We start from the raw sequence: 20,368 nt of genomic DNA on the forward strand, positions 1-20,368 counted from the left end.
GATGAATAAAATGCGCTTACACAATAAGGTAGCAATCATTACAGGTGCAGGAAATGGACAAGGGTTAGCAGAGACTGAATTGTTTTTACAAGAGGGAGCGAAAGTAGTTGCCACAGATATAAACGGGGAGGCATTGGACCTTTTGATGAAGCGGTACACGAGAAATGATCATCTTTTTGTGCATAAGCATGATGTATCCTCTGAAGCAGAGTGGGATAGCGTTATCCAAAAGGCCATTCAATTGTTTGGACGTATAGATATTTTAGTAAATAATGCTGGCATTCCCTCAAGAAACTCAATTATACAGGAAGATTTAGAGGGCTGGAATAAGGTTATGACCATTAATGCGACAGGTACTTTTTTGGGTGTTAGAAAATGTGCTGAGCATATGATAAAGCAGCGAGCGGGAAGTATTATTAATATCTCTTCGGTCTATGGAATTATTGGCGAAAAGGGCTATGTGTCTTATCATGCCTCAAAGGGAGCTGTCAGAAGCTTAACAAAGGCAGCAGCAATGGATTTAGCAGAATATAATGTACGGGTAAATTCTGTGCATCCTGGCATGATTAAAACGGAAATGACACGAGATCTTTTTGAGAATAACGAAAAAGCGAAATGGATGAAAGAAGTAACGCCTTTGCCATTACTTGGAAATCCTATAGATGTAGCCTATGGTGTTTTATATTTAGCGACTGATGAAGCGAAGTTTGTAACAGGCAGTGAGCTAGTGATTGATGGTGGTTGGATTGCGAAATAAAAATTATTAATGGAGGTATTTATGACGAAGCGTATTCTCATTACAGGGGCTACTGCTGGCATTGGCAGAGCTACTCTCGATAAATTTTACCAGGAGGGTTTTCATATCCTTGCATGTGATATTAATGTAGCGGAAGGTAGCAAGCTAAGTGATATTTATGGTGCTCAGGTTGATTTTATAGAATTGGATGTTACAAATGAAAATAAATGGAAATCATTACAAAGATATATACATGACAAAGGCTATGAAATTGATGTATTGTTTAATAACGCTGGAATATTTGTCATGAATGATCTTACTACAACTACAGAAAAAGAGTATCAGTCTATGTTTGATATTAATGTTAAGGGTAGCTTTTTAGCATTAAAATATATTGCACCTATTATGTATAAACAGGAAAATGGCTCGATTATTAATGCATCGTCCAATGCAGCCTTTTTTGGAGCAAAAGGTTTAGGAATATACGGGGCTACTAAAGGTGCTATTCGAACACTTACAAAAAACGCAGCGATGGAATTTGCACCTTTTATTAGAGTAAACTCCATTCATCCAGGATATATCCAAACACAGATGATTGAATATGCAGCACAAAAATCAAATAAGACACCTCAGGATCAGGTAAAATATGTACCTTTAAAAAGATTAGGACGTCCAGAGGAAATTGCATCCTTAGTCTATTATCTAGGGAGCGAGGATGCTTCCTATATTACGGGTAGTGAAATTGTCATTGATGGTGGTGTTTCAAGCGGCCAGTCGATCTGGGAAGAGGAGCATTGCTAAGAAGCTTGAAAGGGTGAGAATGATGTATTTATCGTTAAAATATAAATATCTTATTCTTACCCTTGTTGTATTTATTTTACCGTATTTTATGATGACCATAATTTATATAAATAATGTTGGAGAATATCAAAAGAAACTTTTAATAGAAACAAGGCTAGAGGTATTAAAAAAAATTCATTATTTTAATTCGTCTTTTGAGAGTAATCAAGCAAGTACAAAAGTATATCATGAAGTGTTAAATTCTATTTGGGGTAGCTACTCTGATTTTCTTTTATTAACAGAGCAAAAAGATATAAAATTCAGCACAAATTCCCATATATCAGAGCATGAGGAGTATTTTCTTAAACTGGAGCCTCAGAAAACCAATTACTATAAAATTGATTATTTGAATGTAGAACGAATTCTAATGTATTCATTTGATTCCTTTAATAATTGTTACTATGTTGTCATTGCTACGTCTGACTCCATTTTTAAAGAGGTAAATAATAAAAAGGAGGATTTAATGGCTTTTGCAATTGCTTCTACCTTACTGCTAACCATCATCACCTTTTTATATTCCAATAAAATAAGCACAACGTTACAAATGCTTATTGAACGTATTACCTCTTATAGAAAAGCAATTTATCATTTTGAAGATAAAGAGAAAAAGCATGTTTGGATTAATGATGAGTTAGATATTGCCAGTCATGAATTAAACCAAACCATTGCTTATATGGTAGAAAAGGAAAAAGGCTATGTTCGAGAAAACTATGAAGCGCAATTGAATAATTTACAAAGCCAAATTAATCCTCATTTTCTTTACAATACCTTAGATAATATTAATCAATTAGCCATGATTCATGAGGTTGAGGAAATTTCTACATTGAGCGTTGGGCTTGCAAAGCTTTTTAGATATAATACGGGCAACAGTGAAAATGAAACAACCATTGAAAAAGAGCTAGAGATTATTGAAGAATATATTAATATTATGAAAATAAGAATCTCTTATTTACTATTTGACATTCAAATAGAAGAAAACGATTTATTACAAAATGCTATTTTAAAATTTACACTCCAACCAATTGTAGAAAATATTTTTAAGCATGGTTACAACCATAAAGAAGCTCTATCAATAAATATCAAAATTTATCGAAAAAAGAATTATGTAATAATTGAAACTTATAATAAGAGCGAATATAAGGATACTGCTAGAATAGCGATGCTAAATGATAAAATGAATGAAGAAAATCACGAAGGCAGTATTGGTTTAAAAAATGTAAATAGGCGTTTAAAGATAAAATATGGAGAAGCATATGGTGTAATGGTGCTAGTCAATGAGCAACAATACTTTGTGTCGAGAATTTTGTTACCATATAAGAAATAATATCTTCTAACGGTGAGGTGAGCTCTATGAATCTTTTTATTGTAGAAGATGAAAACTTTATTAGAGAGGGTTTAAGCTTTTTTATTAACAGAAATTTTATAGAATCCTTACGTGTTTATTCTTATACAACGGGGGAGGATATGCTGCTGGCAGCTAAAGAAATTGCTCCAGATATTGTTTTATCGGATATTAATTTACCCGGGATAAGTGGAATAGAGGCTGTTCAGGAGCTAAAAAAGTTTCATCAATTTAAGGTGATTTTTCTATCTGGCTATGACGATTTTCAATATTTACAAAGTGCTATTCAAATTGGAGCTGAGGATTACATTTTAAAGCCAATCGATTATAAAAACCTAAAGCTAAAGCTATCACAAACGATGGAAGCATTGAGCATGAAAAAGCAAGTAGATTATGCAATTAAATATAATCAATTATTAAATTTACTATTGGCCTTTGATCAACAAATGACAGATTGTAGTATCTATTCATTTGAATACTTTATGGTTAGTATAAATCAAACAAAAAATATCGGAATTTCACATGCTCATGAGTTATTTTACTTTAATATTTTTGGGGAACATATTGAGATTATGAATACCGATTTTGTATTGTCATATAGTCAGCATAATCATATTGTTCTTCCAAAAAAAGACTTACATGATTTAAATCAAGCTGTGCTGGAGTTGCTTCTAAAGAGGCATCTAAATACTGATAGCACTGTGCTAAATAAAAGAAAATCCATTTTTGATAATCAAATCTTTACAGATGAATTAAAATTAAAAGAATTTATTGTGGTTTTACAAAATAAAAATATTGGTTTTCAGCAGAGGTTAGAAATCATGATTATGTTTTTATTACAATATAGTATCTATTTCAATTGCTTGGAAACATATCATCGCGCTCAAAAAATAATTGGTATCCAACATCAAATGATTAAAGAAGCCAATTTATCAAAAATAGTAAATAACTATATCATGCCACTCGTCGATAAAATACTTAACTTACATGGCAATAGGGATAATTTAGGTAAAAAAATAGTCGATTATATTTATACGCATTTTGATGATCCGCAACTAGATTTGAATTATTTATCAAACATCTTTAACAAAAGCCAAGCAAATTTAAGTATATTAATAAAAAAAAGCATTGATAAAAATTTTATCCACCTATTAAATGAACTTAGAATTAACAAAGCTAAGCAGCTATTAGATTATAGTGATAAAAGAAATAATGAAATTGCTTTATTAGTAGGTTATAGCAATGAAGAATATTTTAGTAAAGTATTTAAAAAATATGTTGGTATGACACCTGCTAAATATCGATCCATAAAAAAATAGAAAGAATGATGTACTGTAGATTCGTTCTTTATAGGCTAAACATGTAGAAAGTAGGAACCAGAAGAGAGTTGACAAATTGTGTGTGTTAAAAGAGCTTGTTAAAAAAATTCTGCAATCTTTAACAATGTTATTTCTCAGACTTTAGTAACTAGTAAATTTTAAATCATGTATATCGATGTTAAATCTATTCTTTTACTTATGTTTGGCATTAGCCATCCCGGTATAGGCTCATCTTTTTTTGAGAATAGTCATTTGAAGGGGCAAAGTGTATTCATTTTAAACTATATTGACTCGCTAACAATATTGGTTTCTATTCAATAGTTATAGGAACTATGTGAAATAGCTCCAAATAAAAATACTTTACTTTAATTGTTTCGTATTGATAGCAAGAAAGCTTTGTAGTAAATTAAAAGAAATTACATAAAAGCAATAGGTGCCCATTAGGGAGAATAGGGAATAAAGTGAAAAGCTTTAGCGGACCCGCCACTGTATAAGGGAATTTCATAGTGTATGCCACTAGCAAATTGCTGGGAAGGTACTATGAGGTGTTGAACTTGAGCCAGGAGACCTGCCTACATGCTTTAGAAGATATAGATGATGGAAAAGTCTGTAGTTTATTTGTCATGACAATAAACTACAGACTTTTTATTTTGTCTTAATGAGAACGAGAGGAGAAATAATCATGCAATTATTACAAGACACGATTCAAAACATTCAGGGGGCTGATATGAAAAGTATGGAGCAAGCTAGAAAGCGGATTGATGCGCTTTGTAAGCCCCCAGGTAGCTTGGGTAAACTAGAATCACTTGCCGTACAGCTCTCTGGTATAACAGGACAATTATATCCGATGGTCGACAAAAAAGTGATGATTGTCTGTGCTGCAGATCATGGTGTTTGCGAGGAAGGTGTAACCACGAATCCACAAGATGTTACGGTCTTTCAAACATTAAATTTTCCTAAGGGGGGTACAGGCGTTTGTGCGATTGCTGGGATTACCAATGCAAAGGTGGTCACAGTAGATGTGGGTGTAAAAGAAGATATTCCACTTGATGCAGGTGTCATTATTCATAAAATTAAATATGGTACAGATAACATGGCACAAGGTCCAGCTATGGCCAAACAAGAAGCCATTCAATCGATAGAAGTAGGAATCCGTGTGGCCACTGAGGAAATCATAAAAGGTGCTGATGTACTTGGGACTGGAGAAATGGGCATCGGCAATACAACACCAAGTGCTGCGATATTAGCTGTTTTGACGGGATGCAACCCTATCGAAGTAACGGGGTTTGGTGCAGGAGTAGGCCAAGGAGGCATTGCCTATAAAGCGGCAGTTATTGAAAAAGCAATTACCTTAAATAAGCCTAATCCAAATGATGTTATTGATGTTCTGGCTAAGGTTGGAGGGTTAGAGATAGGGGCGATGACAGGTATTATTCTTGGCGCTGCTGCCCATCGTAAACCCGTTGTCATTGATGGATTTATTTCGACTATAGCCTCCCTCATTGCTTATAAGCTCGAACCAAAAGTAATCAATTATATCATTCCTTCCCATGCTTCAGAGGAACCAGGGGCAAAAATTGCCGCTGCCTTACTAGGCATTGAACCAATGTTGCACATGAATATGCGTTTAGGCGAAGGTTCTGGAGCAGCCTTAGCCTTTCCTATTTTAGATGCAGCTTGCTCGATGATGAAAAACATGATGACTTTAGAAGAATCAATGCAGTTGTTAAAAAGATAAAAACAATAAAACAGCCAATGACTTAATTTTTGGTCATTGGCTGAATGGTATTTATGCACGATTTAATTTTCGTAATGGCAAGCGCCACTTCATCATATAGGAAAGAATACGTAAAGCTGTAATCACTGCGAATAAAATATAAAGGAAAATGTCCCCTGTAAAAACCTCGAATCCGATTAGCAATCCTGCAAGAGCTGCCCAAACACCATAAACTTCATCACGGAGAACTAATGGTTTTCTTCTAGCTAATAAATCTCGTACAATACCCCCACCTGAACCTGTCAAAACAGCAGCTACAATGACTGCGCTTACTGGCATATCAAGCTTAACAGCATAGAGTGCGCCTTGAATAGCGAATGCTGATAAGCCAATCGCATCTGTGAAGTTACCCCAACGATGCCAATGTTGAATCAGATGATGCGGAAAAATAAAGAATATCGTAATCGCAGCAAGCGCTATTTGAAACATCATATCCTGTCCCCAAAGTGTTGTGACAGGTAGTCCAATGAGTAAATTTCGGATAGCTCCTCCACCAAAAGCAGTCACAATACCAAGTATATATACACCGAATAAATCGTATTCTTCTTCCATGGCAATAATTGCCCCAGAAATAGCAAAGGCAATTGTTCCTATAATACTAAAAACCTCCCAAGCCATCCCTTTCACCCCTTCTATCAATAAATAAACTTTATTAAAAGTTAAAAGACTTTTTACGTAACAGAATCTATGAATTTAATAGCCAAAATCGGTCATTAAATACGCATCTTGAAATGAGTCCGCACATTAGCTTAGCGTAAAATCCTCTTAGAAACAATAGGCAAGTTTTACAGGTGCACATACAAATTGATAAAATGTGATTAAAATAAAGAAAAACATTCGTCAAAAGCGTTCATATACCAGTAGTTGGTTAGGGAATTCTAGAGTGATTGAAGTCAATTTAGATAGTCAATAAATCTTACTGATTGAAATGCGAGACATTGTGAAATGGAGAAGAAAGAATGACGTTTACATCAAATTTATCAACAGAAACGCTATCGTTAGCGGCAAAAGTAGAGGAGCAAGTTCGGCCTTATCATGCCAAGGTAGAAGAAATGGCGTTCTACAATCAGCAGAAGGTGCTAGCAGCTTTCAGAAAGCATCAAGTAAGTGATTATCATTTACACCCATCAAACGGCTATGGCTATGATGATGAGGGGCGGGATAATCTAGAGCGTGTTTATGCGGAAGTATTTGGTGCTGAGGCAGCCATAGTCCGACCGCAAATTATTTCAGGCACACATGCAATCACGCTTAGTCTATTCGGTGTTTTGCGTCCTGGTGATGAGCTGCTTTATATTTCGGGTCAGCCATATGATACATTGCAATCCATTGTCGATGGTGGTGATAAAGATACAGGTTCACTGAAAGATTATAAAATCAGTTATCGACATGTGGATTTACTAGATAATCAGGTCATTGATTGGGCAGGTGTTGAAGAGGCCATTACAGCACAAACCAAAATGATTGCGATTCAGCGTTCAAAAGGCTACGCAACACGTCCATCCTTTACAATTGAAGAAATTGCAGATATGTGTGTAAAGGTACGTAAATTAGCTCCGAAAGCTATTATTTTTGTAGATAACTGCTATGGCGAGTTTGTAGAGGCGCAGGAACCTACAGAGGTCGGGGCTGACTTAATGGCAGGATCGCTCATTAAAAATCCAGGTGGAGGCTTGGCTAAAATTGGTGGCTATATTGCTGGACGCGCAGATTTAGTGGAGAAATGTGCCTATCGTATGACATCTCCAGGTATTGGAGCAGAAGCGGGGGCCACATTAAATACACTAGGTGATTTTTATCAAGGGTTTTTCCTAGCACCACATGCTGTATCGCAAGCACTAAAAGGGGCGATATTTACAGCTGCAATGCTTGAGGAAATCGGCATGAGCACTTCTCCGAGCTATCACGCGAAGCGTACAGATTTAATTCAATCAGTATCGTTCCAAACGGCTCAGCAAATGATTGATTTTTGTCGTGAAATACAAGCGAACTCACCGATAAATGCCCATTATGCTCCTGAACCAGCCTATATGCCAGGCTATGAAGATGATGTCATTATGGCAGCTGGAACATTTATTCAGGGGTCCAGCATTGAGCTAACAGCGGATGGCCCAATACGACCGCCATATACAGCATTTATCCAGGGGGGACTAACATATGAACACGTTAAATTTGCTATTTGCAGTGCGGTTCAAGCTATTCAAAAAGCATAACAAGACAATAGATAAAGCCTAAATATGAATAGTTTTTTACAATTTTTAATCGAATTGAAAAAAATAGTGCCAACCATGTTAGATAACCTTACATGGTTGGTTGACAGTAAAAAAATTTCGTTATATGATAAGCGGGTATTGGAGGAGGACTTAAATGAGTCGTGAAATTAGACGAACTATGCCGTTATTATCGATGAGTATCGTGATGCAATTAACAGAGCTTTCGGCAAGACAAATTCGTTATTATGAAGAACACCATTTAATTGAGCCGCACCGAACAGAAGGCAATCGACGTATGTTTTCACTAAATGACGTCGACACATTGCTTGAGGTTAAAGATTACTTAGAACAGGGTATGAATATGGCGAAGATTAAAAAAATATTTGCTAAAAAGAAAAATCCTGTTGCAACAACTGATGAGCAAGATTTAAGTGATTCAGAATTACGCCAAATTATGCGCGAAGAAATGCGTCAAGCACAGCGCATGCAAAAATCGTCCATCCGAAGAGGGGATTTATCTCGATTCTATTAATAAATAGAGTAGGGTAAACATAAAAGCTAGACAAATTATAGGAGTGTGGAAAACTGTGGGTAAATACACAAAAGAGGACATTAAACGTCTCATCGAAGAAAAAAACGTAAGCTTTATTCGTTTACAATTTACAGATATTCTTGGCACTATCAAAAATGTTGAGATTCCTGTAAGTCAATTAGACAAAGCACTGGAAAATAAAATGATGTTTGATGGCTCATCTATTGAAGGTTTCGTTCGAATCGAAGAATCTGATATGTATTTATATCCTGATCTTGATACTTTCGTAGTATTCCCTTGGACTTCTGAAAAAGGGAAAGTAGCACGTTTTATCTGTGATGTTTACACTGCGAAAGGCGAGCCGTTTGCTGGTGACCCACGTAACAACCTAAAACGTATTCTTAAAAAAATGGAAGAAATGGGCTTCTCAAGCTTCAATTTAGGGCCTGAGCCAGAATTCTTCTTATTCAAATTAGATGCAAAAGGCGAACCAACATTAGAAGTAAATGACCATGGTGGTTATTTCGATTTAGCGCCAACAGACCTTGGTGAAAATTGCCGTCGTGATATCGTGTTAGAGCTAGAAGAAATGGGCTTTGAAATTGAAGCATCACACCATGAGGTAGCTCCAGGACAACACGAAATCGACTTTAAATATGCGGATGCTGTTACTGCATGTGATAACATCCAAACATTCAAATTAGTGGTTAAAACAATCGCTCGTAAACATGGCTTACACGCTACATTTATGCCAAAACCACTATTTGGTGAAGCGGGCTCTGGTATGCACTTTAACGTGTCACTATTTAAAGGCAAAGAAAATGCGTTCTATGATGAATCTACAGAATTAGGTCTTTCTGAAACAGCTATGCAATTCATGGCGGGTGTTCTTGCACACGTACAAGGTTTCACAGCTGTAACAAACCCAACAGTTAACTCTTATAAACGTCTAGTACCAGGTTATGAAGCACCATGTTATGTAGCATGGTCTGCACAAAACCGTTCACCATTAATTCGTATTCCATCTGCACGTGGACTTTCAACTCGTGTTGAAGTACGCTCTGTAGACCCTTCTGCAAACCCATATTTAGCGATGGCTGTTATTTTAGAAGCAGGTCTTGAAGGTATTCGTCAAAGCCTAACACCACCTGCTGCTATTAACCGCAACATCTATGTGATGTCGGAAGAAGAGCGTCAAGCAAATGGTATTGAAAACCTACCTGCAGCACTTGATGATGCACTAACATTACTTGCTAAAGATCAAGTAGCACAGGAAGCATTAGGTGAGCATATTTATGCAAACTTTAAAGAAGCAAAAGAAATCGAGTTCGATATGTACCGTACAACTGTTCATCAATGGGAACGCGATCAATATTTAAAAATGTATTAATCATAAAGATACCGAGTGCCTGATAAAGGGTACTCGGTTTTTTTCTGAACATATTAGGAACGATGGGGTCATATGACAACCCCATCGTTATTTTAGTATTAGCGCATATGTTTATGATGGTGTGGCATATGGCAAGGGTTAGGTGGCATACCGCACATTGTATGTGTTTCACAGCATTCATTCACGACAGATTCTGTGCATGGGAAATAATACTGATGATCAATCATATGTTTGTTCACTGTTGTAACATGTGCAGGTTGTACGTGTGGAACAACTGTATGGATATAATTTGTGCGTACATATTGCTCTGGTGGTAAAAATTGTGGTGGATCATATTGCATTGGCATCATTTGTGGCGGACAGCAGTGTGGACCTTTTGCCGGATGGCGTCTTCGTTGAAACATGTTATTACCTCCTGTTTTGATAAGTTGTAGTTCATTATTAAGATATGAGATATACGTCGATAGGGTCTATTTATTTGCCTATTAATGCATAGGTAAATCTAACAAGTAACTAAAATAGTAGAAAATCTATAATCAATTTGCCTACGTCTTTGAGTGAAATGAAAGCATGACATATTGTTGAAAATGATGATGTCAACGGCAGGAAAAGCAATTTCGCAGGGCGAGGCGTTTTCCGTTCCATCATCGTCCTTTCCAAAGGGCGATGATCCTCCTCCTCGATCATGCTGCAAAACTTCTTTCATGTCTAACAGTAGTGAACAAAATAGCACATATTTTCAAAGTGAAGATAATGAGTCTAACGACCATCCAAATGCTTGGTTTTCTACACGATGAATAGGTTTTTCAAATAACGTTCTTCCTAGCGTCATAATGTAAAATAAATTTTTATTAAAAAAGTATGTTTTTTGAAAAAATAGATATTGTCAATAAAACAATCGTACAGTATACTCTTTAATTGATAATGATTATCGTTGTCGATTATTTCTTAGGAGGAAATGTATGCCAAAATTATCACTGCAAAAAAAGAACTTTTTTGTACTTTTCACACTACTATTAACCTTCGCGTTATTGTTAGTTGGGTGTGGGGAGAAAACATCGAACTCCAGTAGTTCACAAGAGAACGACAAAGCAGAAGAAAGCAACACTGAATCAGAATCTTCTAGTCGTGAGATTACACATGCAATGGGTACTACAACGATTGAAGGCACACCTACAAAAATCGTTACACTATATCAAGGCGCAACAGATGTTGCAGTTGCTATGGGCATTAAACCAGTTGGGGTAGTAGAATCTTGGGCAGAAGCGCCTGTTTATAATTATATGAAGAATGAGCTTGATGGCGTTGCAATTGTAGGACAAGAAACACAACCAAACCTTGAAGAAATTGCAAAGCTTAAACCAGATTTAATTATTGCTTCTAAAGTACGTCATGAAGAAATTTATGATCAGTTATCGCAGATTGCACCAACAGTTGCTCATGAAACGGTTTTCGATTTCAAAGGAACAGCTGAAATGATGGGTCAAGCAATGAATCAAGAAGATAAGGTGAATGAATTACTTGGCGATTGGGATACACGAGTAGCTGATTTCCAAACAAAAATCAAAGAGAAGCTTGGCGATAAATGGCCATTCCATGTTTCTGTTGTCAACTTCAGAGCAGACCATGCTCGTATTTATGTGACAGGTTATGCGGGTTCTATTTTATCTGAGCTTGGATTCCAAGGTCCTAAAAATTTAACAGATGATTCTTTAGAAATTGTGAAGCTAACTGACAAGGAAAGCATCACACAAATGAATGCTGATGTTATTTATATGTTTATGGAAAATGATGAGACAGTGAAAAAAACTTATGAAGATTGGACAAACCATCCACTTTGGAAAGAGCTTGACGCAGTGAAAGCGAATCAAGTTTATCAGGTAGATGAAATTAATTGGAATCTAGCAGGTGGTATTACTAGTGCTAATTTAATGCTAGATGATATTTATGACAAGTTTGAATTAGAAAAATAGTGAATGGAGGATGGGCTGTTAAAAGTGTTAGAGAATACTTGAATAACAGCCCTCTCATTGTAGTGTTTGAGCATAATTGAAACCTACATAAGCTAAATTGTGGATCAAGAAAGTTGGCATAACATGAGAATTATTCTTTCCAGTACACCGATGAAACAAATAGGTTTATTCATCAGCTGTTTGATTCTTTTGCTGGCATTTATATTCAGCATAGCTATTGGTCAAACGTCCATACCTTTTTCGTCAATCTATGATGCTATTTTTCATTTTGATGCTGCTAACAAGGAGCATGTCATTATTCGAACATCTAGATTTACAAGAGCTGTGATCGCTACAGTAGTTGGCGCAAGCCTTGCCATTGCGGGCGCATTAATGCGAGCATTAACAAGAAATCCTTTAGCAGCTCCTGATATTTTAGGTATTAATGCAGGGGCCATATTTTTTATTGTCAGTGCTATTACTCTTTTTTCCGTTCAATCTTTAATGAGCTATATGTGGATTGCCTTTTTAGGGGCAGGTGCAGCGGGGGCGATGGTTTTTTTCCTAGGCTCATTAGGAAGAGATGGGTTAACACCGATAAAAATAGTATTAGCTGGTGCAGCGATTACAGCTCTATTTGTCTCGTTTACGCAGGGGCTTTTAGTCATCGATGAACAAGGTTTACAAAGTGTCCTGTTTTGGTTAGCGGGTTCTGTATCGGGGCGTAGTATTGAAATGCTCGTGCCTGTCCTACCGTTTATTTTAGGAGTGACAGTCGTGGCAATATTTATGGGGCGTTCAATCAATATTTTACAATCAGGAGATGATATTGCCAAAGGATTAGGACAACGAACAATGCTCACGAAAATCACGCTAGGCATAATTATTATCATACTGGCAGGCAGTTCAGTAGCTGTTGCAGGTTCAATAGGCTTTATTGGCTTGATTGTCCCTCATATGGCGATCCAACTTGTTGGCACAGATTATCGCTGGATTATTCCCTACAGTGCCGTATTAGGAGCAATATTGCTACTGTTGGCTGATATTGCGGCAAGATATGTGATTATGCCATTGGAAATGCCGATTGGTGTCATGACTGCCTTAATCGGAGCTCCTTTCTTCATTTATATTGCACGAAAGGGGTTAGCAAAAAATGCCTAATTATGTGTCGGTTCGAACGAAAACTAATCGTATATCTTTTCAAATTGCTAAAAGAACGGCTTGGATTCTACTACTTTTAAGCTTATTATTAGTCCTCATTACGGTTCTTGGTTTATCTGCGGGGAGCGAGTTTATCCATCCTGTCACAGTGGTGAAAGAATTATTAGGCTATGGCAATGGAGATTACGATTTTGTCTTACATACATTAAGGCTCCCGCGTGTGTTGATGGCCTTATTAGTTGGTGCTGCGCTGGGAGTTGCCGGTTTAATTTTACAAGGAATTATCCGTAATCCTCTTGCTGCCCCAGATATTATTGGTATAACGAGCGGAGCATCGATGGGGGCAATTATTTTTATCGTGTACTTTATGGGATCAGTCAGCATTCAATTTTTACCGTTAGCTGCTATATTAGGTGCTGGTATTGTCTCCTTCATCATTTACCTACTATCATGGAGAAAAGGAGTCACACCAATTCGAATGGTACTAATTGGAATTGGCATTTCAGCTTTAGCAAAGGCGGTTGTGACGATGCTGCTTGTAATCAGTAATGTAGCCGCTACAACGAAAGCCTATTTATGGCTGACAGGTAGTTTGTATGGGGCCAATATGCAGGATGTCTATTTGCTATTACCGTGGCTAGTCATTTTAGTGCCACTAACATTTATTTTAGCAAGAACGGTGAATGTGAAGGAATTAGGCGATGAAATAGCGATAGGGCTAGGAGTAAAAGTACAAGTGTATCGTTTACTTTTTCTACTCATTAGTGTCATGCTAGCTGGTTCTGCAGTAGCTTTTGCCGGTGGCATTGCCTTTGTTGGATTAGTGGCCCCTCATATGAGCAGAATGCTTGTTGGGCGTTCCTTTGCAGGATTAATTCCTGTGACAGCTATTATAGGTGGAATCATTGTCATTGTGGCTGATATGGTGGCACGCACAGCCTTTTTACCGAAGGATTTACCTACAGGAGTCTTTACTGCTGCAATTGGCGCACCATTCTTTATTTATTTATTATTTAGAACGCGCAATCAATAAAGCTTCATAATAAAAAAGTTAAAAGCGGGAGAAGAAGGTGACAGGAATTTGAAACATGTCTTAGAAGCACAAAATTTACATGTAAGCTATGGAGAAAATCTTATTTTAGAGGATTTGAATCTTCAAATACCAAAAGGAAAAATTACAGTACTAGTTGGGGCCAACGGTTGTGGAAAATCTACACTACTTCGGACATTTGCACGATTACAAAAAGCGAAGTCGGGTGAAATTTTTTTAGATGAGAATAAACTAGATGCCATTTCAACGAAAGAGGTAGCGAAACGTTTAGCTATTCTACCGCAGGGCCCTGTTGCACCAGAAGGATTAACTGTTCAGCAATTGATTAAGCAAGGTCGTTATCCACACCAAAGTTGGTTAAAGCAATGGTCTACGGAGGATGAAAAAATTGTTAACAATGCGCTTGCAGTAACACAGATGACTGAATTTGCCGATCGTCCAGTAGATGCATTATCAGGTGGTCAGCGGCAACGTGTATGGATTGCTATGACATTAGCGCAAAAAACAGATCTTATTTTACTAGATGAACCTACAACTTATTTAGATATGGCACATCAAGTAGAAATTTTAGATTTACTATTTGATTTAAATGACAAGGAAGGGCGTACTGTCGTTATGGTATTACACGATTTAAATTTAGCCTGTCGCTATGCCCATCATATTGTGGCGGTACGTAATAAACAGGTTTATGCCCAAGGCAAGCCAGAGGAAGTGGTGACAGCAGAGATGGTCCAAGCTGTTTTTCGTATGGATTGTACCATTATTAAAGATCCGCTTTTTGGTACACCTTTATGTGTGCCACATGGCAAGGGGCGAACAGTTCAAACAGTGGAATTAGAGGAGGTAGGGATCTGTTGAGCCTATCACTGTCAGCTGAAGAAACATCCGTGTTACTAAGAGAGTATCGATTGTCGATAGAGCCTGCAGTAGATGCTACATACTCTTTATATGCCAAAAATTTATTGGACAATGAACAAGCTCTAGATTATTTACAAAAAATTGCCCATTTCTTTCAATCGCCTTCTATCCTAGTTACGGCATCGTTGTTTGCGAAGCGCTATAGCGTCTTAACGATAGCTTCAGCCTTCTATGCTATGTCCAGATACGATAAAGGACTACATTGCAGAATTGAAAATATGTGGGTAGAAGCGGAATATTCAAAACCTTGGCTTCCTACTATTCGGCTAATCGATCGCACAGTGTCAATACCTACTGAAGACCGTGAAAAATGGCGTGATGAGGTTCTTAGAGAAATCTTTGCGAATAATTTAGCGAAGGTTTGGCAGTCATTAGCGAAAATAAGTAAAATTCCAAAAACAATCTTATGGGAAAACACAGCTATTTATGTGAATTGGCTCTATGAAACGAAAATAGGGGAAGGAGCCAGTGAGCAAGAAAAGGCTCGTATACAAGAGGATTATCACTATATTGTAAACCTAGCACCAGGCTCCATTTTTGGAGAGAGAAAAAATCCTTTGACGGACTATTGTGGTCCTAAAGTGACAATTATGGAATCGGAGCAACTTGTACGCTTGAGAAAAACATGTTGTTTCTATTATCATACCTCTGATGAAGCAAATGATTATTGTATCTCCTGTCCAAAAATAAAAAGATAATCATAACAACAAAATCTCTAAACCACCAAAAGTGAGTAAACACTTATAGCATTTCATAAGTGTTTACTCACTTTTATTTTTGACCATCAATACCTGCCATTAAATAAGGAATTGCAGGTTTGATAAATTCTTCGGGCTGTATCTCCTGATTGCTAGTTCTCCATTCTATAGAAGCTCCATAGATTCCCCAGCTTAATATTACAGCAGTCATTTTTAGCGCTTCGTTCTCTGTCGTTACATTTTGTTTCAATAACATTTTGTAAAAGATAATTTCAAGCTGCTCTCTAATAATGCGAGCAATTGTCTCTTCATAGCCTCTATGACAACGATTAGACAATGACTTTTGAAAATTAGTTATCGCTTTAAAGAGAATAATGAAAGCTCCTTCATTAAGTTCGTTATGCTGTAGAAAGTCATCATTCAAATTAATTAAAAATACTTCTGAAAGGACCTTCTCTAACAGATCATATATATCTTCAAAGTGATAATAAAAAGTCGCACGATTAATCATGGCCTCTGTCGTAATATCCTTAACCGTTATATCCTTGAACTCTTTTTTACTAGAAAGTGTAATGAAAGAATCCATGATTAATTTACGAGTCCGTATAACACGAAGATCTGTCTTAGATGAGGTCATTACTTACACTCCTTTTTAAACAAATTCTTCAAAGTGTTGTATAAACAACAATTCAAATAGATTATTGGTTTATTGATGATTTTATTATGAATAAAATACAACTGTAAGGCAAATAAGAGAGTTATATATTTATATTTAATGAAAGTAAGAAAAGGGGATAGTCAATTGAAGAATCATCCAATGGTTTGTGATTTAGAGACAGGTGTATGTGGAGTAGCTGGCGAGGAGGAATTGGGGATAATTGATTTTAATCAACCAAAGAAATCCATTGAAGTATACTATGTAACGGATCCAATATGTTCTCATTGTTGGGCACTCGAACCCGTTCTTCGACGTTTTATCGAGCAGTACGGACACTATTTTAACTTTCATACGATTATGGGAGGATTACTAGAAAAATGGGGTGATGGTCCAGTAGACCCTGCTAATGGAATATCTGGACCTGCTGACGTTGTAGGACACTGGAGAGAAGTTGGAGAATATTATCGCATGCCAATAGATGGAACAGTGATGATGAACAATCCAGTGCAATCATCCTATCCACCATCTCGTGTTTTTAAAGTGATTCAAAAAAATCAGCATGATGCTATAGCATTTGAATATTTGCGCAGAGCAAGAGAAGCGCTATTCGTATTTAATCAAAATATTGCAGATACATCCGTTATGATTGACATTGTAAATAAACTGGGGCTTGATGGAGTGGCTATTGTAAACGAATCAGAACAAACAAGCGGGCAACAGTTATTAAATGAAGATTTTGACCTTGCAAGAAATCTAGGCGTAAGAGGATTTCCAACAATTATTATGATGAATGAAGATCATAAAGGGTTGAAAATTGTTGGTGGGCGTCCATTTGTAAACTATGTGGAAGGACTAAAACAGGTTCTCGATTTTGAAGAGCTGCAACCAAAACAACAGCCATCTCTTTTAAGCTTGCTTGAAAAAGAAAAGCTTCTATTTTCGAAAGAAATTGAAGTCATGTATGATTTGGAAAAGTCAGAGGTTATATCTTATGTGAAAAAAGAGCTTTCATCAGATCAATATGAAATGAAGGAAATACTTGGTGAATGTTATATTACTACTAAATAATGAGGAGAAGGGCAATGACATACGTATTACAGGTAGATTTTAAATTGGATGGACCATTTGGTGACGAGATGGCAGAAGCGTTTTCTGATTTAGCAAAAAGTATTTATGAAGAGGAAGGACTTTTGTGGAAAATTTGGACAGAGAGCCCTGAAACAAACGAAGCAGGCGGCATCTATCTATTTGAATCAAAACGCACAGCTGAACAATATATAGCAATGCATTCAAAAAGGCTAGCTGAATTTGGAATCACTACGATCAACGCAAAAATCTTTGCTATCAATTCAAAACTGACTGAAGTTACGAAAGGTCCAATAAAACAATTAAAAAATCACTGATGCATCATAGAATTACTAGCTAATTCAAAGGAGTCTAATTTCTAATTAAGAAGTTAGGCTTTTATTTTATGAATGTATAAATATTCTGAATATTGTGAGGTTGAACCAATTGCGTTGTAGCGTTTACAATAGTTTTATATCACGTTTATGTTATAAAAACATGAATAATTTGAGTGTTTTTCTGTTTAATGCTCAATACTTCAAAGCTTTTAAATTGTTCTATAGCAGAAGGAGGGATGAGATATTGAATGAAAACAACATATTTTTGCTTATATAGTAGTTCAACAATTGATAAATAAATGTTTCTTATAAACACTATTTTAATTGTTGTTATGCAAAATACATAAATTATTGAGATTAAAAGAGATGAGGTTTTATAAAAAAATGAAAAAGTATTCTGTTGCTACATATTTTTACTTCATTATTCCGTCTTTAATTGGTATCTTTCTATTTATGACCCCCATTTTAACGGAAGAGGGCTGGAAAGTACCCATTGCCATATTAGCCAATGTTTTAGCGGGGATTGTGGCCCCGATCATTAGCTATTTTACAATTGGAATGTTTGCCATCTCTGCAATTGGTGCACTTATAGCGAAATTTATCCCTCGTAAAAATGCTAAAGAACCTAGTATGTTGGATACATTGTTTTATGTTAATTGGTTTTGGACAATTACTCGTATTATCGGTTTAGCCTTTGCTTCAATGGTGGTCTTCAATTTTGGACCGTCTGCCATCAATAATGAAAATACGGGTGGACTCCTCATGGATCCAAATGAGGGACTTGTGACGTTCTTATTTACCATTTTTTTGTTTGCGGGTTTCCTTTTACCATTTTTAACAAACTTCGGTTTACTTGAATTTTTCGGGACAATGATGGTGAAAATTATGCGGCCACTGTTTAAAAGTCCAGGGCGTTCTTCAATCGATGCTCTTACGTCATGGGTAGGTGATGGCACAATAGGTGTGTTAATGACCAGTAAACAATATGAGATGGGGAACTACACAAAAAAAGAAGCTGCGATTATTGCCACAAGTTTCTCAGTAGTGTCCATCACATTCTGCATCGTTGTATTGGATACTGTACATTTGGCACGCTATTTTATTCCTTATTATTTGACAGTAGTACTTTGTGGAATTGTATTAGCCATTATTATGCCTCGAATCTATCCACTTGCGAAAAAGGAGGATACGTATATAGATGGGACACCAGTGGATTATTCACGTGAGAAATTACCAGAGGGCTATAATTCTGTTTCACATGGTTTAGAAAATGCACTTGCTGTTGCGCATGCAAATCGAGATCCACGACAATTTTTCAAAGATGGCTCTAGAAATGTAATTGATTTATGGGTGGGTGTGGCCCCTATCGTTATGGCTTTTGGAACAATTGCCTTAATGCTTGCTGAATTTACAAGTATCTTTGCGATTTTAGGAAAACCGTTTGAACCAATTTTAACCTTCCTTGGCTTGCCTGAAGCGGCTGAAGCAGCGCAAACAATGGTCGTAGGCTTTGCCGATATGTTTCTACCCTCTATTTTAGGTGCAGGGATTGAATCGGAAGTTACTAGATTTGTTATTGCTGTTGTTTCTGTGTCACAGCTGATCTATATGTCTGAGGTAGGTGGACTTATTTTAGGTACAAAAATTCCATTGAAGTTTTTGGATTTAGTCGTCTTATTTATACTACGTACGCTTATTTCTCTTCCAATTGCAGCATTGGTTGGTCATCTACTCTTCTAACTAAAATGCCAAGTCTTAAATGGACTTGGCATTTTTCATGTTGTTGAAATATCAACGGTAGAAAATTTCTTGACGCCATAAAAAAAGGGAGGTAGCTGATATTGGTAGGGACGTTTCACTCCTTTTCCATTTATACAATACGGCAACCTAACAAAATATATGAATATGCCTTCTGCGTTTGAAAATAGCTTGCATCACAAAATATTATCAAAAAATCCTAGTAACTTGGCAAGAGTTCCATTTTTGCATATGTGTCACATAACCACTATGCATATACTGTGGCAAGAGGGGGGGAGGTGAGCTTTTATGAGAATTAATTGGAAGGTTCGTCTTCAACATATTCCATTTTTACTAGGGCTATTTTCATTGTTGCTCTTACTCGCACAACAAGTGGCTGCAATTTTTGGCTATGATTTTACAGGTGTGATGAGTGAGCAAATATCATCTCTTTTAAATACAGTCTTATCCATTTTTGTGTTAATGGGGGTCATTGTCGATCCAACCACACGGGGCACTAGTGATAGTGAACGTGCCTTAATGTATCGGAGACCGCGATAAAATGAACAAAAAGTGTAATTTTACAATAAGAATAAATATGTTATAATGTTAGAAAATTGATAAAGTGGGGAGGATGATTG

The 20,368-nt window shown here is 36.6% G+C and carries 20 protein-coding genes and 1 riboswitch; of the genes, 17 read left to right on the top strand and 3 right to left on the bottom strand.

The annotated features are described in order from the left end of the window. The first annotated feature begins 10 nt into the window (after positions 1-10). The 5 genes from B3D98_RS15295 (at position 11) to cobT (ending at position 5,975) form a co-directional block, all read left to right on the top strand. Positions 11-757 (top strand): SDR family NAD(P)-dependent oxidoreductase, encoded by a 747-nt coding sequence (locus B3D98_RS15295; protein ID WP_257961771.1) that lies wholly within the window; start codon positions 11-13, stop codon positions 755-757. A gap of 21 nt (positions 758-778) precedes the next feature. Then, positions 779-1,537, top strand: coding sequence for an SDR family NAD(P)-dependent oxidoreductase (locus tag B3D98_RS15300; RefSeq protein ID WP_181574654.1), 759 nt, complete (start codon positions 779-781; stop codon positions 1,535-1,537). Between the two features lie 22 nt (positions 1,538-1,559). Then, positions 1,560-2,900, top strand: a complete 1,341-nt coding sequence (locus B3D98_RS15305; RefSeq protein WP_288584043.1) for a sensor histidine kinase — start codon at positions 1,560-1,562, stop codon at positions 2,898-2,900. 26 nt (positions 2,901-2,926) lie between these two features. After that, complete coding sequence (locus tag B3D98_RS15310) at positions 2,927-4,237, top strand: response regulator (RefSeq protein WP_288584045.1); 1,311 nt, start codon at positions 2,927-2,929, stop codon at positions 4,235-4,237. 414 nt (positions 4,238-4,651) lie between these two features. Continuing rightward, positions 4,652-4,827, top strand: a riboswitch (cobalamin riboswitch). Between the two features lie 92 nt (positions 4,828-4,919). Beyond that, entirely contained in the window at positions 4,920-5,975 is a 1,056-nt protein-coding gene (cobT, locus tag B3D98_RS15315) for a nicotinate-nucleotide--dimethylbenzimidazole phosphoribosyltransferase (protein ID WP_288584047.1), read from the top strand. A gap of 51 nt (positions 5,976-6,026) precedes the next feature. Here cobT and B3D98_RS15320 read toward each other — a convergent pair whose 3' ends face one another. Further along, positions 6,027-6,632, bottom strand: a complete 606-nt coding sequence (locus B3D98_RS15320) for a trimeric intracellular cation channel family protein (protein ID WP_004225816.1) — start codon at positions 6,630-6,632, stop codon at positions 6,027-6,029. 341 nt (positions 6,633-6,973) lie between these two features. On the opposite strand from B3D98_RS15320, the gene B3D98_RS15325 reads away from it, so the two are divergent. From B3D98_RS15325 to glnA, 3 genes are all read left to right on the top strand, one after another. Further along, positions 6,974-8,227: an aminotransferase class I/II-fold pyridoxal phosphate-dependent enzyme gene (locus tag B3D98_RS15325; protein ID WP_288584050.1), complete on the top strand. Its 1,254-nt coding sequence runs from the start codon at positions 6,974-6,976 to the stop codon at positions 8,225-8,227. 154 nt (positions 8,228-8,381) lie between these two features. Beyond that, positions 8,382-8,759: a MerR family transcriptional regulator gene (locus B3D98_RS15330; RefSeq protein WP_004225812.1), complete on the top strand. Its 378-nt coding sequence runs from the start codon at positions 8,382-8,384 to the stop codon at positions 8,757-8,759. A gap of 55 nt (positions 8,760-8,814) precedes the next feature. Beyond that, on the top strand, positions 8,815-10,149 hold the full coding sequence (gene glnA, locus B3D98_RS15335) for a type I glutamate--ammonia ligase (protein ID WP_004225810.1): 1,335 nt from the start codon (positions 8,815-8,817) through the stop codon (positions 10,147-10,149). A gap of 98 nt (positions 10,150-10,247) precedes the next feature. On the opposite strand, the gene B3D98_RS15340 is transcribed toward glnA, so the two are convergent. Continuing rightward, positions 10,248-10,553 (bottom strand): CotD family spore coat protein, encoded by a 306-nt coding sequence (locus B3D98_RS15340; RefSeq protein WP_016991980.1) that lies wholly within the window; start codon positions 10,551-10,553, stop codon positions 10,248-10,250. 558 nt (positions 10,554-11,111) lie between these two features. On the opposite strand from B3D98_RS15340, the gene B3D98_RS15345 reads away from it, so the two are divergent. From B3D98_RS15345 to B3D98_RS15365, 5 genes are all read left to right on the top strand, one after another. Further along, positions 11,112-12,122 (top strand): ABC transporter substrate-binding protein, encoded by a 1,011-nt coding sequence (locus tag B3D98_RS15345; RefSeq protein WP_048391385.1) that lies wholly within the window; start codon positions 11,112-11,114, stop codon positions 12,120-12,122. 123 nt (positions 12,123-12,245) lie between these two features. Next, a complete protein-coding gene (locus tag B3D98_RS15350; protein WP_054550569.1) occupies positions 12,246-13,262 on the top strand; it encodes a FecCD family ABC transporter permease in 1,017 nt (338 codons plus the stop codon). Continuing rightward, the gene (locus B3D98_RS15355) at positions 13,255-14,295 is read left to right on the top strand and encodes a FecCD family ABC transporter permease (protein ID WP_054550570.1); all 1,041 of its coding nucleotides are present in this window, start codon (positions 13,255-13,257) and stop codon (positions 14,293-14,295) included. The genes B3D98_RS15350 and B3D98_RS15355 overlap by 8 nt, the downstream gene beginning before the upstream one ends. A 48-nt stretch (positions 14,296-14,343) precedes the next feature. Then, positions 14,344-15,171 (top strand): ABC transporter ATP-binding protein, encoded by an 828-nt coding sequence (locus B3D98_RS15360; RefSeq protein WP_054550571.1) that lies wholly within the window; start codon positions 14,344-14,346, stop codon positions 15,169-15,171. Then, positions 15,168-15,929 (top strand): IucA/IucC family C-terminal-domain containing protein, encoded by a 762-nt coding sequence (locus B3D98_RS15365; RefSeq protein ID WP_288584056.1) that lies wholly within the window; start codon positions 15,168-15,170, stop codon positions 15,927-15,929. Before B3D98_RS15360 ends, B3D98_RS15365 begins: the two co-directional genes overlap by 4 nt. Positions 15,930-16,002: 73 nt before the next feature. Here B3D98_RS15365 and B3D98_RS15370 read toward each other — a convergent pair whose 3' ends face one another. Continuing rightward, positions 16,003-16,566, bottom strand: a complete 564-nt coding sequence (locus B3D98_RS15370; protein ID WP_288584058.1) for a TetR/AcrR family transcriptional regulator — start codon at positions 16,564-16,566, stop codon at positions 16,003-16,005. 165 nt (positions 16,567-16,731) lie between these two features. On the opposite strand from B3D98_RS15370, the gene B3D98_RS15375 reads away from it, so the two are divergent. The 4 genes from B3D98_RS15375 to B3D98_RS15390 all read left to right on the top strand — a co-directional run bounded on the left by B3D98_RS15375 (position 16,732) and on the right by B3D98_RS15390 (position 20,288). After that, positions 16,732-17,655, top strand: a complete 924-nt coding sequence (locus B3D98_RS15375) for a DsbA family protein (protein WP_066036576.1) — start codon at positions 16,732-16,734, stop codon at positions 17,653-17,655. 14 nt (positions 17,656-17,669) lie between these two features. Next, positions 17,670-17,990: a monooxygenase gene (locus B3D98_RS15380; RefSeq protein ID WP_048391374.1), complete on the top strand. Its 321-nt coding sequence runs from the start codon at positions 17,670-17,672 to the stop codon at positions 17,988-17,990. Between the two features lie 384 nt (positions 17,991-18,374). Next, a complete protein-coding gene (locus tag B3D98_RS15385) occupies positions 18,375-19,730 on the top strand; it encodes a YjiH family protein (protein ID WP_288584064.1) in 1,356 nt (451 codons plus the stop codon). A gap of 306 nt (positions 19,731-20,036) precedes the next feature. Beyond that, the gene (locus B3D98_RS15390; RefSeq protein WP_054550579.1) at positions 20,037-20,288 is read left to right on the top strand and encodes a phage holin; all 252 of its coding nucleotides are present in this window, start codon (positions 20,037-20,039) and stop codon (positions 20,286-20,288) included. Positions 20,289-20,368: the final 80 nt, after the last annotated feature.

It is taken from the genome of Lysinibacillus sp. UBA5994, assembly GCF_002429725.1.
Lineage (GTDB): Bacteria > Bacillota > Bacilli > Bacillales_A > Planococcaceae > Lysinibacillus > Lysinibacillus capsici.